A 15,548-nucleotide genomic window follows, 5' to 3' on the forward strand; every position below is an offset into this window, starting at 1 on the left:
CTCGTCTGGTCGAGCACTCCGAACGTGTGGTCGGGGGATCTGTTGACGATTCGACGTGGTTTAGTCGCCTCAAACGGCCGGTCCCTTCCGATATCCTCCGAGGATCATACTCGACGGAGACGGCCGAGAGGGGCTACTCGGATGCGAAACTCGAATGCCGCTCAGTCGTCGGCGACGTCGCTTTCCTGCCGCGTCCGGCGCGCCGCCTGCGGAGAGAGACCCTTCCGTTGTGCGTCGAGTTCCGAGAGTCCGTAGACCAGCGCGACCAACAGCACGAGTCCGACGGGTAGCAGGGCGAGCGGCGTGATACCGGTCATGCCGTAGGCGAGAAGCAGCACCGACGCGACGAACACCACGGTGACTGCGTAGTATAGTTGCGTGCGCACGTGGTCAATGTGATCCGCGCCCGTGAACGTCGACGAGAGGATGGTCGTGTCGGAGATGGGCGAGGTGTGGTCGCCGAAGATGGCGCCGCTGAACACCGTGCCGACGGCGACGGGGATGAGTTCGGGCGACTGCCCGCCGATACCCCACGCCAGCGGAATCGCTACGGGCGTGACGATGGCCATCGTTCCCCACGAGGTGCCGGTGGAGAAGGCGATGAACGCGGATGCAAAGAGGATGACCAGCGGCAGTAGCGTCGGTGTCACGATACCTTGTGCGATGCCGGTGACGAACTCGCCGGTGCCGAGTGCGCTCGTCGTGAGGCTGATGGACCACGCGAGCACCAAAATGGTGACGGCAGTCAGCATGATGGAGAAGCCGTCGACGAGCGAGTCCATGCACTCATCGAGCGAGAGCACGTCCGAGATACGCGCCAATGCCATTGCGGCGACGACCATGGCGAACGACCCCCAGACGAGCGCCGAGGCGAAGTCGGCGTTTCCGGCAATCTGGATGAGCGTCCGGTCGGGTGCGTACCCCGTCCACACCGCACCGGTGATGGCGACGGCAACCAACACGAGTACCGGCACGATAAACATCCGTAGCTGCGGGTTGTCGCCGTTCGGTTCGCCCAGGTTCTCCTCGATGCTCTGGAGCGGAACTGCGCCCTCGCGGAGTACGTTGCCGGTCTGCCACGAGCGGTGCTCGGCGTCGAGCATCTCGCCGAAGTCACGCCCGGTGACGACGATGATGAACACCATCGCGATGGCGAACAGACAGTACATGTTGAACGGGATGCTCTGGAGGAAGGCGACGAACGCCGTCGGCACTCCCCCTTCGCCGCCGGTGATACCCGCCTGCTGGTAGCCTTCCTGCACCATGCTAATCTGGTAGGCGACCCAACTGGAGATACCGAACGTCGCGACGGGCGCGGCCGTCGAGTCGACGATGTAGGAGAGTTTCTCCCGGGAGATGCGCAGTTCGTCGGTGATGTCGCGCATCGAACTGCCGACGACGGCCGTGTTGGCGTAGTCGTCGAAGAACCAGACGAGGCCGAGCAGCCACGCCATGAGCCCTGCTTTTCGCTGACTGTCGAGGCGCTTCGTCGCGAACCGCGTGATGGCGAGCGAGCCGCCGGTCCGCCAGATGAACGTCACGCCCGCGCCGAGCAGCAGCGTGAATATCAGGATCTGAGCGTGGAAGACGCTGCCGTCGGGAGGCGCGATGGACTGGGCCACCCACGTGAACGTCTGGACGATTCCCAACCCGCCGGAGTAGATGACGCCGCCCGACCAGACGCCCAGAAAGAGCGCCAGTATCGGCTTCCGCGTGATGATGGCGAGTACGATAGCCAGCAACGGTGGAATGAGTGATACTGCTCCAAATTCGGATACCATGCTATGTCACATCTTTGCACTCAATTAAAGCTGTTCTGCTCTCTCGCGAGAGAAACGACCGTTGCGCGCCACCTCAGCGGTAGAACCACCACCCGACCGCCCACAGCGCGGCAGTGCCGACGGGGAGCGCGAGGCGGCCACCCGCCTGCGCGAAGCCGAGCGCGAGAGAGAGTTGGCCGACTCCGGCGATGACTAGCAACCCGCCGGTCACGCGCGGGTCCTCGCGGTCGAACAGCACGCCGACGGCCGCGCTCGTCGTCGCGAGCAGGAAGGCGACGACGCTCGCGGGCCACGCCCGGAGGTACGCCGGGAGCGACCCGAACCCGCCCGTGAACTCGAACAGATACGAAGAGATCGAGACGACACTTCCGGAACTCGGGTCGACGAGTCCCCACGGAAAGACGAGCGTCGCGGGGCGACCGCCGACGAGGAGGACGCTCCACGGGAGCAGCCACAGCGACAGAAGAACGAGGAGAGTCCGCGGCGTCGTCGGCGTCCGACCGGACTCGCGTTCGCGGGAAGCGGACGCCATCCGGCGTTACTTTCGAGCGACGATGCGGAGCACGTCCTCGTCTTCGAGGACGTGGTCCTTGCCGACCTGCTGTTCGTCGTGTTTGGCACTCGGCCCGGAGACGCGGGCGAACTTGAACCGCTCTTCGAGGTTCGCGCCGAGTTTTCGGCAGGCGTCGCCGACGGTCATCCCGCGGCGGATGACGAGCGGTTCCTCGTAGTCGGTTCCGCGGCCCGGCTTGTTCATGTAGACGCGGATGAGGCCGAGCGCTTCCCACATCTCCTCTTTCAGCCCGTCGAGTCCCTTCTCCTTCTCGGCACTGATGAACGTCACCTCCTCGGGGTCGAGTCCCACCTCGCGGAGGTTCTCGTACACCGTCGGCAGGTAGTCGCGGTCGATGAGGTCGGCTTTGTTCACCGAGACGATGGAGGGCAGATACACCCGGTTGTCCATGATGCCGTCGATGAGTTCGTCGATGGAGGGGTTTCCTCGGACGGTGACCTCGGCGTTGACGTAGCCATACTCGCGGAGCACGTCCTTGATGGTCTGTTCGTCGAGTTCGACGGAGTCGCTTCTCGTGACGTTGATGCCGCCTTTGATTTGCTTGGAGATAGTGAGACTCGGCGGTTCGGTGTCGAGTCGAATCTTGTTGTAGTACAGCTCCTCGCGGAGTCGCTCGTACTGTTCGACCTCGAACACCGAGAGCATGAACACGACGAGATCTGCCGTCCGGACGACCGAGAGCACCTCCCGACCGCCCCCGCGCCCGTCGGCGGCGCCCTCGATGAGCCCCGGCACGTCGAGTATCTGGATGTTCGCCCCCCGGTACTGGAGCATCCCGGGGTTGACGTTCAGCGTCGTGAACTCGTAGGCGCCCGTCTCGCTGTCGGCGTTGGTCAGCGCGTTGATGAGCGTCGACTTTCCGACGCTCGGAAAGCCGACCAGCGCGATGGTCGCGTCGCCGGTTTTCTCGACGGCGTACCCCTGTCCGCCGCCCGCGGAGGACTGGTTTTCGAGTTTCTCCTTTTTCTCCGAGAGCTTCGCCTTCAGTCGACCGATGTGCGCCTCAGTCGACTTGTTGTACGGAGTGGTGGCGATCTCCTCTTGGATCTCTTCGATCTCCTCCTCCAGTCCCATCGTCGTAGGTTCCGCCGCGTGTGTCGAAAAACCCTTTCCTTCCGCGCCGACGCTCTCGTCTCCCCTCCGCCGTTCCATCGGCTCTCGAAGTTCGTTCTTCCTTCTGCCCTCACCCCTCGTTGTCCTTCTAGCCCTCGAACTGCTCTCTCCCCCCGTTGTCCTTCCAGTCCTCAAATTTTTCTTGCGCGTGCGTAGCGCACGCGAGAGCACCAACTCACCACGTAATCCCGATTCGGTATCGTTATACGTCGCAAAGTTGACTGGTTCGACGAGCCTGATTTCGATGCCCAACCCGGAGAAACTTCGAGACAGCACGCAAATAGTCCTCCCCTGTACGTCGCTCGATGGCCTCCGAGAGGAGTTGGAGTCGCAGTTCACGGTGACGGTTTTCTCGCGGGAGAACGCGCGCTGTCGCATCATCGGGAGTCCGGTCGAGATCAAAGCCGCCAGCGAGTTCCTTGGTCGCCACGGCATCAGACTGCGATAGGGGCCGAGCGCCCACCGAAGCGCTTCTTATCGTCGGGCCGCAAGAGCCGACATGGACGAGAATCCGGGACTCTCCGAACAGTATCGGACGGCTAGCCCGTGGCCGTTCTTTATCGCACTCAGCATCCCACTCGCGGAGGCTGGTATCCTGTTCAACCTCTTTTCGGTCGCCGTCGGCGGACTGCTGCTGTTCTTCGGCTGTAGCGCCGGGATGCTCCAAGAGGCGGGCTACGTCGACCGACCGTGGAGAGCGCTCGTCGTCTCGGCGCTGCTCGTCTTCGCTCTCGGCGGATTTCTGCTCTACGCCGACGCACAGGTCGCAAACGAGGCCGTACAGCTCGCAGAGCGCGGCTACGCGGTCCTCGTCGCGGGCGTCATCCTCCTGCTCGTCGGCCTCTTCGGCGAGGTGTTCGTCGACGACCAGGAGTTCGCCGTCTGACCGGGCTGAACCAACAATCTATTTGACCGCCGTCCGTTACGGTCCACTATGGCGAACACGAACACGAACAAAATCTTCGACAGGGAGACACTGCTCGACCTGACGGTGAACATGATCCCGCTATTCATCATTCTGTTCTTCGTCGTGCTCTTCCTGCTCTACCAGCCGTGGGGCGGAGACCTGTTCCCCACCGCCATCATGGTCGGACTCCACGTCGTGCCGTTCGTCGGCCTGGCGATACTGACGTACGTCTCCGGGAAGGCTATCGCCGGCGCCGAGAAGTCCTCGACGGTGTACTACCCCGGTCAGGCCGGGATGTCGGGCGCGGAGATGACGCATGGCGAGTCCGAAGCGGACGGAGACGACCACGAAGACGCGCAGGCGCTGGAGTCGGGGACCGAACCCGACGGCGAACTGACCGACAATGCAGCGTCGGACGGCGACGCGGACGCCGACGTGGACGCCGAAACGACCCTCGAGACGGACGAGGAGACGGCGGCCGAAGGGACCGAAGCCGACGAGTCAGAAACCGTCGAAACAGACACGACAGATCGCCAGCAGACGGACTGACGGACGGCACCCGAATCTTTCTTTACCCTGCGATTCTGAGCACTCCCTATGCAGTTGAACGGACAGTTAGCGCTGACGGTCCTCATGGGGGTCTTCCTCGTGGGCGTCTTCGTCTGGCTGACACGGGTGGAAAACTGGCGCACGTACACCCCACTCAGCAGCGGCGGCGGCGCAGTCGGCCAAGAATCCGGGTACGCCTCCGAGGAGAAACCCGCAGGAATCGTCCGGTGGTTGACGACGGTCGACCACAAAGACATCGGCCTGATGTACGGCGCGTACGGCATCTTTGCGTTCGTCGTCGGCGGCCTTATGGTCGTGTTGATGCGAACCGAACTCGCGACGCCGGAGACGGTACTCGTCGAACCGGGGTTCTACAACTCGCTTCTGACGAGCCACGGCATCACGATGCTGTTCCTCTTCGGGACGCCCATCATCGCGGCCTTCTCGAACTACTTCATCCCGCTCATCATCGGCGCCGACGACATGGCGTTCCCGCGCATCAACGCCATCGCCTTCTGGCTCCTTCCGCCCGCGGCGCTACTCATCTGGGCCGGCTTCTTCCCGATTCCGAACCTCATCCCCGCGCAGACGGGATGGACGATGTACACCCCGCTGTCGGCGGGCGTCGGACAGGGTAATCAGGCGAACGCCGGCGTCGACCTGATGCTGTTGGGTCTCCACCTCTCGGGCGTCTCCGCGACGATGGGTGCGATAAACTTCATCGCGACCATCTTCACAGAGCGCGGCGATGACGTGACGTGGGCGAACCTCGACATCTTCTCGTGGACGATCATCACGCAGTCGGGGCTCATCCTCTTCGCGTTCCCGCTTCTCGGCAGCGCACTCCTGATGCTCATCGCCGACCGCAACCTCGGCACGACGTTCTTCGCCGTCGGCGAGGGCGGCGGGTCGATGCTCTGGCAGCACCTCTTCTGGTTCTTCGGCCACCCCGAGGTGTACATCCTCGTGCTCCCGCCGATGGGACTGGTCAGCTACATCCTCCCGCGCTTTGCGGGTCGTCGGCTGTTCGGCTTCAAGTTCGTCGTCTACTCGACGCTGGCGATTGGCGTGCTCTCGTTCGGCGTCTGGGCGCACCACATGTTCGCGACCGGTATGGACCCGCGCCTTCGAGCCTCGTTCATGGCCGTCTCGATGGCTATCGCCATCCCCAGTGCAGTCAAGACGTTCAACTGGATCACGACGATGTGGAACGGCAACATCAGGCTCACCGCCCCGATGTTGTACTGCATCGGCTTCGTGTCGAACTTCATCATCGGCGGCGTGACGGGCGTGTTCCTCGCCTCGATCCCCGTCGACCTCGTGCTGCACGACACCTACTACGTCGTCGGTCACTTCCACTACATCGTGATGGGCGCCATCACGTTCGCGGGGATGGCGGGCATCTACTACTGGTTCCCGCTCGTGACCGGTCGGATGTACCAGCGGAGCCTCGCGAAGTGGCACTTCTGGCTCTGGATGATCGGAACGAACATCACGTTCCTCGCGATGATTCTGCTCGGTTACGGCGGCATGCCGCGACGCTACGCGACGTACCTTCCGCAGTTCGCGTCGCTACACCAGATCGCGACGCTCGGCGCGTACCTGCTGCTGCTCGGCGGCATCATCTTCGTGTGGAACATGGTGCAGTCGTACTTCGAGGGACCGGTCGTCGAAGACGGCGACCCGTGGAACCTCGAGGAGTCGAACCTCCGCACCGTCGAGTGGGACTGGTTCGACCGCAAACTGCAGACGAAGATCGCCGACGGCGGCGAGGAAGAAGCGATGACGGACGGTGGAGTCGCCGGCGACTCGACGGTTGAGCGTAACGCCGACGAGTAACCGGTCTTCTCTTTCGCTTTCTCGATTCGACGAGCGACAGCGTTGCTCCCGCGTCTACGGTGAGTGCGACGGCCCGAAGTATGGGTATCGCGCCGCTTCAGTCCCGGCTACGACTGCCGCGACGCTGACCCGTCACCGCGACGCCGAACCGCCACCGCTTCGCTGCACCGTTACCGCACTACCGCCGCGACACCGACGTACCTTTGTCGCTCGCCCCCCGAGCGGTAACCATGTCGGACAAAGACATTCTCGGACTCATCCTCGGGGCCGTCGCCCTGATGATGTTCGCCACTGGAATCATCCTCGTCATCTGAGCGTCCGGCGGACGCAGCGCTGTCGAAAGCGCTAATCGCCTCGCGTCCGAACCCGCGGCCGTGAGCGCGACACGTCTCCGGGGACCGCAGTTCGTCCTCATTCTGTACGCACTGCTCGTCGCTATCTCGGGTCTCGCCGGGTTTCTGATCGCGACGTTCGTCTCCGGCCTCCGCGCGCCGAAGTTTCTCTTCCTCGTTCCCTTCCCGCCGACGCAGCTCGGCTTCGCCGCCTACGGCGCGTTGACCGTCGCGTTGGTGCTCGGCATCCCGCTGCTGCTCGTCGTGTACGTTTCGAGAAATCTTGACGACGCCGCCCAGAACAGATAAGCACCCCCCGCGACACCTGTGAGTATGTATCACGTACTTGTCGGCGTCGACGAAGACGAAGAGCGCGCTCGCGCGTGCGCCCAAGAAGTGCTCAACCTTCCCGGAGACACCGACGAGAAGACGGTCACGCTGTTGCACAGTTTCACCGACAACCCCGGCGGCGCGTCGGCAACGCAGATCGCGTCGGTTCGACGGGCAAGCGACTTCCTCGACGAACACGGCATCGACTACGAAGTACTGGAGTCCAGCGGCGACCCGGCCGAATCGATTCTCGACGCCGCCGACGAGCTAAACGCCGACCTCGTCGTCGTCGGGGGACGAAAACGCTCGCCGGCGGGAAAAGCGATATTCGGCAGCGTCACCCAGTCGGTGATTCTCAGTTCGAGTCGACCCGTGATGGTCACCGGCGTCGTGACGCGGGCCTGATCTCAGTACGTATCGGCGACGACGTCGCCGAACTCGCTCGGCGAGACGTAGCCGGTCCGTGCGTCCACCTTTTCGCCGTCTCTGAACCACAGGACGGCGGGCGCGCTGTTCACCGCGTGCGCGAGGCGGAACCCCGAGGCGGTCTCGCCGTCGAGTCCGCCGACGGCCACGTCGTCGGGGAGTGCGTCGAGTAACTCGTCGAGGTCGTCTTTGAGCCGCTCACACGGCTCACAGTGTCGTTTCCAGACCGTGAGCACTGCGTTCGGGTGCTCGTCGAGAAACGCCGTATACGACTCGTCGTCGAGCCGCGTCACCGCCTCGGGTATCGGCGACGGTGGCGTCACCTCGCAGACGACGTGCGCCATCACCGCCTTCGTCTCCGAATCTACCGCTTCGTCGAGAAACGACTGTACCGCGAGGTACGCGACGAGTTGCTCGCGCGTCACGCCGTTGGCTTCGATCTGCGTCTCGGCGGCCGCCGATTCTAGGTCGAACAGCTCCGCGACCGTCTCGACGAACGTCTCCTCTCCGACGTTGAGGTACGTGTCGGCGTACACCGACCGAGTCTCCTCGAACGCCGCGGTCGTCGTGAGCGATCCGTCGTCGTTCTCGCGGATGACGTCGCCCTCGACGAGGCGGTCTATCACGTCGCCAATGTCGGGCATTTCGGCCACCGTCAGACCCCCAGATACCGCTCACGCGTCGCCTCGTCGTCGCGAAGCTCATCGGCGGTTCCATCGAAGACGATGCCCCCCTGGTCGACGACGTACGCTCTGTCCGCGATTTTGATTGCCGCAGCGGCGTTCTGTTCGACCAGAAGCACCGTCGTTCCGTCCGCGCGGATGCGTTTGATGGCCGCTTCGACGTTTTCGATGATCTTCGGCGCGAGTCCCTCGTACGGTTCGTCCAAGAGAAGCAGATCCGTGTTCTGCTTCAACGCCCGCGCGATGGCGAGCATCTGTTGTTCGCCGCCGGAGAGCGTCCCCGCTTTCTGCTCGCGGCGCTCGTCGAGGCGCGGGAAGTCGGCGTACACCTCGTCGGTCGGCACGCCGCCCTCCCGAATTGGGACGGAGCGACCGATGGTGTTCGAGCGGTTGTTGACCACCTCCGCGAGGTGGAGGTTCTCGGCCACCGTGAGGTTCGGGAAGATGCGCCGCTCTTCGGGGACGAGCGAGATGCCTCGAATCGACACGTCTTCGGCCGCCGTCCCGGTAATCTCGTCGCCTTTGAACCGGATACTGCCGGCGCGCACGTCGGGCGGCGTCGCTCCGGCGATACACCGAAGCGTCGTCGTCTTCCCCGCGCCGTTGCGTCCGAGCAGCGCGACAATCTCGCCCTCGTTGACCGACAGCGAGAGCCCTCTGAGGATGTGACTCTCGTTGTAGTAGGCGTCGATGTCGGAAACCTCCAAGAGGCTCATATCTCGACACCTCCCAGGTACGCCTCTTGAACGTCCGGGTTCCCTCGAATCTCGTCGGGTGTCCCTTCGGCGATGACCCGCCCTCGGTTGAGCACGATGATGCGGTCGGAAACGCTGAAGACGATCTCCATGTCGTGTTCGACGAGCAGGAACGTCAGTCCGAGACGCTCTTTGACCTCTTCGATGAGGTCGACCGTCGCCTGCGTCTCCTCGGGCGACATCCCCGCGGTCGGTTCGTCCATGAGCAGCAAGTCGGGTTCGCTCGCCAGCGCGATGGCGATTTCGAGTCGCCGCTTGTCACCGTACGGGAGGTCTTGGGCGACTACCTCGTTCTGTTCGTGGAGGCCGACCGCCGACAGCATCTGGCTCGTCCGCCGGCCGATCTCGGGGTAGGCGTCGCGTCGACGCAGGAAGTTGAACCGGAACGAACCGTGCTCGGCGGCGAACGCTGCTATCTGGGCGTTTTCCTCGACGGTCATCTCAGGGAAGATAGAGGCCGTCTGGAACGACTTGCTGATGCCTCGCTGCACCACCTGGTGAGGTTTGAGGCCGACGATAGACTCGCCTTTGAAGCGGATATCGCCCTCCGTCGGGTCGAGACGCCGCGTGATGAGGTTGATGAGTGTCGACTTGCCGGCCCCGTTGGGACCGATGAGCGAGACGCGCTCGTCTTCTCGGATGTCGATGTCGACGTGGTCGGTGGCGACGAGGCCGCCGAACTTCTTGACGAGGCCGTCGGTTTCGAGAAGCGACGCCATCAGCGCTCACCCCCGTCGTCCGCAGCAGTCTCTCCGCCGGCCACGCGGGCGTAGCCGTCCTCGATGATTCCCCAGATACCGCGGGGGAACACCGCGACGACGACGACGAACACGACGCCGAGGATGAGATGCCAGAACGGACCGATGGTCTCGAACCCGGAGACGACGTTCTCGACGTAGAGGTAGACGACGACGCCGAGCACCGGACCGAACAGCGACCCGACGCCGCCGAGGACGGTCATGATGACGATCTCACCGCTCTCGGTCCAAAACAGCGACTCCAGCGGGACGTACTGGCCGTGGATGGTGAACAAACTTCCGGCGACGCCCGCGAACGCGCCGGAGAGGACGAACGACATCAGTTTGTAGCGCCAGACGTTGAGACCGACGAACTCCGCGCGCTGTTCGTTTTCGCGGATGGCGCGGAACACGGTCCCGTACGGCGAGTTGAGGACGCGGTACGCCGTCAACAGCGCCAGCACGGCGAACGTGGCGACGAAGACGTAGAGCATCTCCCCGTAGAGGATGTCCAACGGGTAGACGAGCAACTCGTCGAGGTGGATCACCCCGAGCAGCGGACCGACTTCGACGCTCGTGAATCCGTTCTCACCGTTGGTCAGGAACGCCAACGGCGACGACGCCATGTAGAACAGCATCTGCGCGAACGCGAGCGTGAGGATGGAGAAGTAGATCCCGCCGCGACGCAGCGAGAGGAACCCGAGCACCCACGCGAACAATACGGCGAACGTTGTCCCGGCGAGGACGATGAGAAGCGGCTCGCTCGACACCTCCGCGCTGAAGATGCCGGCGGCGTACGCGGCACCGCCCCAGAACGCGGCGTGACCGAACGACAGCAAACCGGTGTACCCCAGCAGCAGGTCGAAACCGATGGCGAAGATGGCCCAGATGAGCATCAGCGTCGCCAGACCGCGGTAGCCGCCGAGCACGTCGGAGATGACGGGGGCGTCGGCGAACAGCCACGGGAATATCGAGACGGCGACGACGGCGGTAACGGCGACAAGGAGTTCGTTGTTCGCCGTCGTTCCCCTCCGTCGATAGCGCTCGACGTAGCCGGCGGTTCCCTCGGGAGCGTCGCCACCGTCGTTCGCGTCGGGGTTCTGAACTTCGTCGCTCATCCCGTCACCTCCTCACCGAAGAGTCCCTCCGGACGAACTAGCAGTACCACCGCCGCGAGAGCGTAGATACCGACCTGCGCCCACGCCGACCACGTGATCTGCGTCCCGAGTATGTCGATGCTCGGCAACGGCGCGCCGACGAGCACCGAGAACACCATCCCGAGGAGGACGCCGCCGACGACGGCCCCGCGGATGCTCCCGACGCCGCCGATGACGACGACGAGGAACGCCGGAACCAACACGCCGGTCCCGATGTTCGGGTTGACGTTTTCGAGCGGTGCGCCGACGACGCCGGCGACGCCGGCGAGCGCCGCGCCGATACCGAACATCACGATGTAGGGGCGGGTGAGTTTGATGCCGAGCAGTTCGACCATCTCGGGGTCGCGCGTCCCCGCGCGGACGATGAGGCCGAAGTCGGTGTACTCGACGAGCAGCCAGACGATGGCGACGAGGATGCCCGTGATGATAATGACGTACAGCCGCCACTTCGGGAAGTTACCGATAATCGGAAGCGAGACCGGACCCGACGCCCAGCCGGGTCGGGCGAAGTTGATGCTCTGTCCGCCGAACAGCACGCGGAACAGTTCCTGGGCGATGATCGCCAGACCGAACGTCACGAGAATCTGGTCGGTGTCCGGCCGATCGTAAAACGGCCGGGCGACGAACCGCTCCATCGCGAGTCCGATGACGAACACGAACAGCGGAACGATGATGAGCGCCGGCAGGAATCCCCATCCGAGGCCGATAGTCTCGAACCCCCACTCGCGGAGCAACCCGTTGGATAAGTTCACTTCAAGTGTGATGAGTAACCCCGCGTACGCGCCGATGAGATACAGCGCGCCGTGCGCGAAGTTCACGAAGCGGAGCGTTCCGAGGATGATGGAGAGACCGATAGCGACGAGGATGTAGATCGCGCCGGTCTGCAGACCGTTGAGGAAGACGCGGAGGAGATCCGCGGCTAGACTCACCGTGTCTCACCTCCGCGTGAATCGACCTGCGGGATGCCGTCGACGTTGTTGTTTGGTATCATATACCTATTGGGTAGTACTGGATGTTTCACGAATATTGATATGCTGGGAAGTGCGGTTTTGCGGATTACTCGTCGCCGTACTCGCCGAGTTCGCACTCGGCAGCAGGTCCGGACCCGCAGTCGTAACCGACCTCGCTCTGCGGCGTGATCTCGACGATCTCGAAGAACTGTCCGTCGCCCTGTTCGGACCCCGGCAGCCCCTTGACGACGGGGATGTCTCGCTGGGCTTGGTGGTCGCACTTGCGCATCGTCTCCTCGCCCATCCCGATGTTGCTGTAGCTGTAGTCTTCGAGCTGTCTGATGACCTCCGGCGGGTAGAACGTCCCCGCGCGCTCGACCGCCGCCGCGTACTGCAGGGTCTGCGCGTACGCAAGTTGCGCCGGTCCGGATGGGACGCGCCCGTTGTACTCCTCGCCGAACACCTCGGTGAACTTCTTCGACGGGGCGTTGTCTATCTGGGAGTCCCACGCGATCGTTCCGTAGATGCCTTCGATAGCGCCACCGGCGGCCTGCGCCATCGGCCGGTTGTACAGCGGCATCACGATCTCCATCTCCTGGTCGATGCCGGCTTCGACGGCCTGTTTCAGCGAGTTCCCGCCGTCGAGTCCGTAGTGGTTCAAAAACAGGGCATCCGCGCCCGACGACTGCGCCTCCGAGAGATACGACGAGTAGTCGCTTTCGCCGAGCGGCGTCGCCACGGAGTCAATTTCCGACCAGCCGGCCTCCTCGAAGAACTGCTTCATCGATGCCTGCTGGGTCTGTCCCCACGAGTAGTCGGCGTACAGCTGATAGAAGCTCAGGTCGTCGCCATACTCGGTAGTCACGACGGGCGCCAACGCCTGGCCGGTCATGTAGGCGTTGAACATCTCACGGAAGCTGTACCGTACGCAGTCTTTTCCGGTCGTGTCGTTCGAGTGGGTCAGACAGGCCATGAACAGGACGTTCTTCTCCTGTGCGAGCCCCTGCTGGGCGATGGCGGTCGCGCTCGACGACCCCCCGGAGAACATCACGACGCCGTCGCGTTCGATCATCCGCGAAGCCGACTCGCGGGCGGTGTCGGCGTCCGTCGCGGTGTCGCCTTTCACGTAGTCGATCTCGTAGTCGAGGACACCGTCGCCCGAGAGGTCGGAGAAGTCGTCGACCCAGCCGCCGCCGTTGTTTAGATGCTTCACCGCCAGTTCGTACGCTCGGAGCTCATCTTCGCCCTCCGAGGAGTACGGTCCCGACTGCGGGACGTTGAATCCGAACATCGCTTTGTCGCCCTCTATCGGGTAGTTCCCGAGCGAGGGATACTCTCCGTCCCCGTTCCCCCCGCCTCCCCCGCCTCCGCCCTGCGTACATCCTGCCAATCCCACGATACCGGCGACGCCCGCTGCCCCGGCTGTTTTCATCACGTCACGCCGACTCAGGGAAGTGCTATCCCGTGCCATGGAGTTACCGAGGGGAGGTAGTTAATAATCGTTACGTATGTATCCCCTATGACTATGCTAATAATTGTAATAAGCCGTACAATCATTCTATATGGTAATATTTACCAAACATAGGACTCGGCGCGGAATAGGTATCCGATGGTGTACAGCGAAAATAAGATTATCTCACCCGACAGTAGGTGTGATGTCGGCGAGCGAGTCGACGAATAGCTCTCGGAGACGACGAGTGTTTCGTCGAACCGGTAGAGCCGCCCGACTCTCGGACGGCGCAGTCGAGCGACGCGCCCGGTTCGATCGCCGGGAAGTGTTTCTGCGGGTGCAAGTAGCCGGGACTGTTTAGTGCTGGTACTGCGTAGCACAGTGTATGGACCTTCGAGACGCCGAACCCACAGACGCGGAGGGGATTCGAGCCGTCGCCCGCGAGTCGCTTCTGGCCTCGTACAGCCCCGACCTCTCCGAAGACGTCATCGACACCGCGGTGAAGAGCTGGTACGCCGACGACGAAGTCGGGTCGAACCTCGAAGACCCGCAGGCGGTGTGGACCGTCGCCGTCGACGGTGACGACGTCGTCGCCGTCGTCCAGAGCTACCTCGTCGAGGCCGACGAGACGGTCGGCCAGATAGACTGGCTCCACGTCGCCCCCGACTCGCGGGGCGGGGGACTGGGCAGACAGTTGCTCAAGCGCGTCGAGACCGAACTGATGGACCGCGGCGCCTCACGCCTCGAAGGTAAAGTGCTCACGGTCAACGAGGGCGGCGCGCGCTTCTACGAGAACGCGGGTTACGACGCCGGAGAGACGCGACAGGTCGAGATCGCCGACGAGGAGTTCACCGAGCGCGCCTTCGTCAAGTCCGCCTCGGAGTCCACCGAGGAGTTCACCCCGGTCGAAGAGCGTAGCGGGCCCGACGGCCAGACGCTGTACGTCGCCTACGACGAGAGCCAGCGCGCGCGGAAAGCGCCGTTCTACGTCACGTACACCGACGAGGAGAGGACGGAGCGCTACGGCTACCTCTGCGGCAACTGTGAGAGTCTTGCGACGGCGATGGACTCGATGGAACGCATCGAGTGCAACGAGTGCGGTAATCAGAGCAAGTCGGCACGCTGGGACGCCGCGTACCTGTAATCGACGTCTGCACCGGCGGCGTTCCTCGCCCCTCGCCGCCGACGTCCGCGCTCTCGTCGTGCAGCGGAGGCCGTTCCCCATTTTCCCGGTTCGTCTCTCGAACCGACGAGGAGCGTGTCGATCTCTGTTGTAAACGGATATGCGCGATATGAAACCGCGGTCCAGAAGGCAGGCATGTCAAAAATAATCGCTTGGATTTCTCATTCAGCGGATTTTACTTCACAACCGCTTCTCGCGGACTGGCCATTCAATACAGAGAATTATTCTCCCCGGCTTGTGATTGCCTCTGGCCGACGAACTATGGACGGCAGTTCAAGTCCCCCGACGACGGTGAACAGAACGCCGCCAAGGACGGTGAGGTACCAGCCGAGTGCGGGAACGAATGTGGCTGAGAACCCAATCAGCGTAGACATAGATAGATAGTATGCCGGGAATACAATCGTTCCAAGGCCCACAGCGAGCGTTGTTGCGGTTCGTGCCATCGTTCGTGTGCTAACGACACGGACTAAGAGAACAAGCCCGATTGCACCGAGTAGCGCGAAGTCGAACCCTTCAAATCCTGCACCCATTCCGGTGTAGTAGACTGTCGGTATCTTGGCATCAGGAGGGAGGTTTGGATTCGTTCTCAGCCAAGGGAGGTACGCTCCGACCGCAATTGAAATCGTGCCTCCGATGAGCAGAATCATCTTGCGCGATTCAACATTCATACAATTCGCTAAGAAGTCCGGGGATAAACGCTTTCTGTAGGCTCAAACGCCGCTTTGTTATATACACACGCTTTACTTCGCAACTCAAGCCCGGTCTCAATCAGGATGCATACT

General features: G+C 63.0%; 17 protein-coding genes. 7 read left to right on the forward strand and 10 right to left on the reverse strand.

Annotated elements, in window-relative coordinates; translation table 11 throughout:
• Positions 1 to 161: 161 nt before the first annotated feature.
• The 3 genes from LAQ58_RS10070 to LAQ58_RS10080 all read right to left on the reverse strand — a co-directional run bounded on the left by LAQ58_RS10070 (position 162) and on the right by LAQ58_RS10080 (position 3,429).
• The gene (locus tag LAQ58_RS10070) at positions 162 to 1,781 is read right to left on the reverse strand and encodes a Na+/H+ antiporter NhaC family protein (RefSeq protein ID WP_224447316.1); all 1,620 of its coding nucleotides are present in this window, start codon (positions 1,779 to 1,781) and stop codon (positions 162 to 164) included.
• Between the two features lie 73 nt (positions 1,782 to 1,854).
• Positions 1,855 to 2,313 (reverse strand): TIGR04206 family protein, encoded by a 459-nt coding sequence (locus tag LAQ58_RS10075; protein WP_224447317.1) that lies wholly within the window; start codon positions 2,311 to 2,313, stop codon positions 1,855 to 1,857.
• Positions 2,314 to 2,319: 6 nt separating this feature from the next.
• Positions 2,320 to 3,429: an OBG GTPase family GTP-binding protein gene (locus LAQ58_RS10080; protein ID WP_224450153.1), complete on the reverse strand. Its 1,110-nt coding sequence runs from the start codon at positions 3,427 to 3,429 to the stop codon at positions 2,320 to 2,322.
• Between the two features lie 283 nt (positions 3,430 to 3,712).
• Here LAQ58_RS10080 and LAQ58_RS10085 point away from each other — a divergent pair, with 283 nt between their 5' ends.
• From LAQ58_RS10085 to LAQ58_RS10110, 6 genes are all read left to right on the forward strand, one after another.
• Positions 3,713 to 3,916, forward strand: coding sequence for a VNG_1110C family protein (locus LAQ58_RS10085; protein WP_224447318.1), 204 nt, complete (start codon positions 3,713 to 3,715; stop codon positions 3,914 to 3,916).
• 51 nt (positions 3,917 to 3,967) lie between these two features.
• A complete protein-coding gene (locus LAQ58_RS10090) occupies positions 3,968 to 4,354 on the forward strand; it encodes a DUF7541 family protein (protein WP_224447320.1) in 387 nt (128 codons plus the stop codon).
• 48 nt (positions 4,355 to 4,402) lie between these two features.
• Positions 4,403 to 4,924, forward strand: coding sequence for a DUF6684 family protein (locus tag LAQ58_RS10095; RefSeq protein ID WP_224447321.1), 522 nt, complete (start codon positions 4,403 to 4,405; stop codon positions 4,922 to 4,924).
• Between the two features lie 48 nt (positions 4,925 to 4,972).
• Entirely contained in the window at positions 4,973 to 6,763 is a 1,791-nt protein-coding gene (locus tag LAQ58_RS10100) for a cbb3-type cytochrome c oxidase subunit I (RefSeq protein ID WP_224447323.1), read from the forward strand.
• Between the two features lie 374 nt (positions 6,764 to 7,137).
• A complete protein-coding gene (locus LAQ58_RS10105; protein ID WP_224447330.1) occupies positions 7,138 to 7,404 on the forward strand; it encodes a DUF7520 family protein in 267 nt (88 codons plus the stop codon).
• 24 nt (positions 7,405 to 7,428) lie between these two features.
• Positions 7,429 to 7,830 (forward strand): universal stress protein, encoded by a 402-nt coding sequence (locus LAQ58_RS10110; RefSeq protein ID WP_224447332.1) that lies wholly within the window; start codon positions 7,429 to 7,431, stop codon positions 7,828 to 7,830.
• 2 nt (positions 7,831 to 7,832) lie between these two features.
• Here LAQ58_RS10110 and LAQ58_RS10115 read toward each other — a convergent pair whose 3' ends face one another.
• From LAQ58_RS10115 to LAQ58_RS10140, 6 genes are all read right to left on the reverse strand, one after another.
• Positions 7,833 to 8,495: a thioredoxin domain-containing protein gene (locus LAQ58_RS10115; protein WP_224447333.1), complete on the reverse strand. Its 663-nt coding sequence runs from the start codon at positions 8,493 to 8,495 to the stop codon at positions 7,833 to 7,835.
• An 11-nt stretch (positions 8,496 to 8,506) separates the two neighbouring features.
• Positions 8,507 to 9,250: an ABC transporter ATP-binding protein gene (locus LAQ58_RS10120; protein ID WP_224447334.1), complete on the reverse strand. Its 744-nt coding sequence runs from the start codon at positions 9,248 to 9,250 to the stop codon at positions 8,507 to 8,509.
• The gene (locus LAQ58_RS10125) at positions 9,247 to 10,008 is read right to left on the reverse strand and encodes an ABC transporter ATP-binding protein (RefSeq protein WP_224447337.1); all 762 of its coding nucleotides are present in this window, start codon (positions 10,006 to 10,008) and stop codon (positions 9,247 to 9,249) included. Before LAQ58_RS10125 ends, LAQ58_RS10120 begins: the two co-directional genes overlap by 4 nt.
• Positions 10,008 to 11,144 carry a branched-chain amino acid ABC transporter permease gene (locus LAQ58_RS10130; protein ID WP_224447338.1) on the reverse strand — a complete coding sequence of 379 codons (1,137 nt, stop codon included), beginning with the start codon at positions 11,142 to 11,144 and terminating at the stop codon, positions 10,008 to 10,010. Before LAQ58_RS10130 ends, LAQ58_RS10125 begins: the two co-directional genes overlap by 1 nt.
• Positions 11,141 to 12,112 carry a branched-chain amino acid ABC transporter permease gene (locus LAQ58_RS10135; RefSeq protein WP_224447340.1) on the reverse strand — a complete coding sequence of 324 codons (972 nt, stop codon included), beginning with the start codon at positions 12,110 to 12,112 and terminating at the stop codon, positions 11,141 to 11,143. The genes LAQ58_RS10130 and LAQ58_RS10135 overlap by 4 nt, the downstream gene beginning before the upstream one ends.
• Positions 12,113 to 12,239: 127 nt before the next feature.
• A complete protein-coding gene (locus LAQ58_RS10140; protein ID WP_224447342.1) occupies positions 12,240 to 13,604 on the reverse strand; it encodes an ABC transporter substrate-binding protein in 1,365 nt (454 codons plus the stop codon).
• 364 nt (positions 13,605 to 13,968) lie between these two features.
• Here LAQ58_RS10140 and LAQ58_RS10145 point away from each other — a divergent pair, with 364 nt between their 5' ends.
• Positions 13,969 to 14,727 carry a GNAT family N-acetyltransferase gene (locus tag LAQ58_RS10145; protein ID WP_224447344.1) on the forward strand — a complete coding sequence of 253 codons (759 nt, stop codon included), beginning with the start codon at positions 13,969 to 13,971 and terminating at the stop codon, positions 14,725 to 14,727.
• A 260-nt stretch (positions 14,728 to 14,987) separates the two neighbouring features.
• On the opposite strand, the gene LAQ58_RS10150 is transcribed toward LAQ58_RS10145, so the two are convergent.
• Complete coding sequence (locus LAQ58_RS10150; RefSeq protein ID WP_224447346.1) at positions 14,988 to 15,434, reverse strand: hypothetical protein; 447 nt, start codon at positions 15,432 to 15,434, stop codon at positions 14,988 to 14,990.
• Positions 15,435 to 15,548 lie beyond the last annotated feature (114 nt).

This window comes from Haloprofundus salilacus (genome assembly GCF_020150815.1).
GTDB lineage: Archaea > Halobacteriota > Halobacteria > Halobacteriales > Haloferacaceae > Haloprofundus > Haloprofundus salilacus.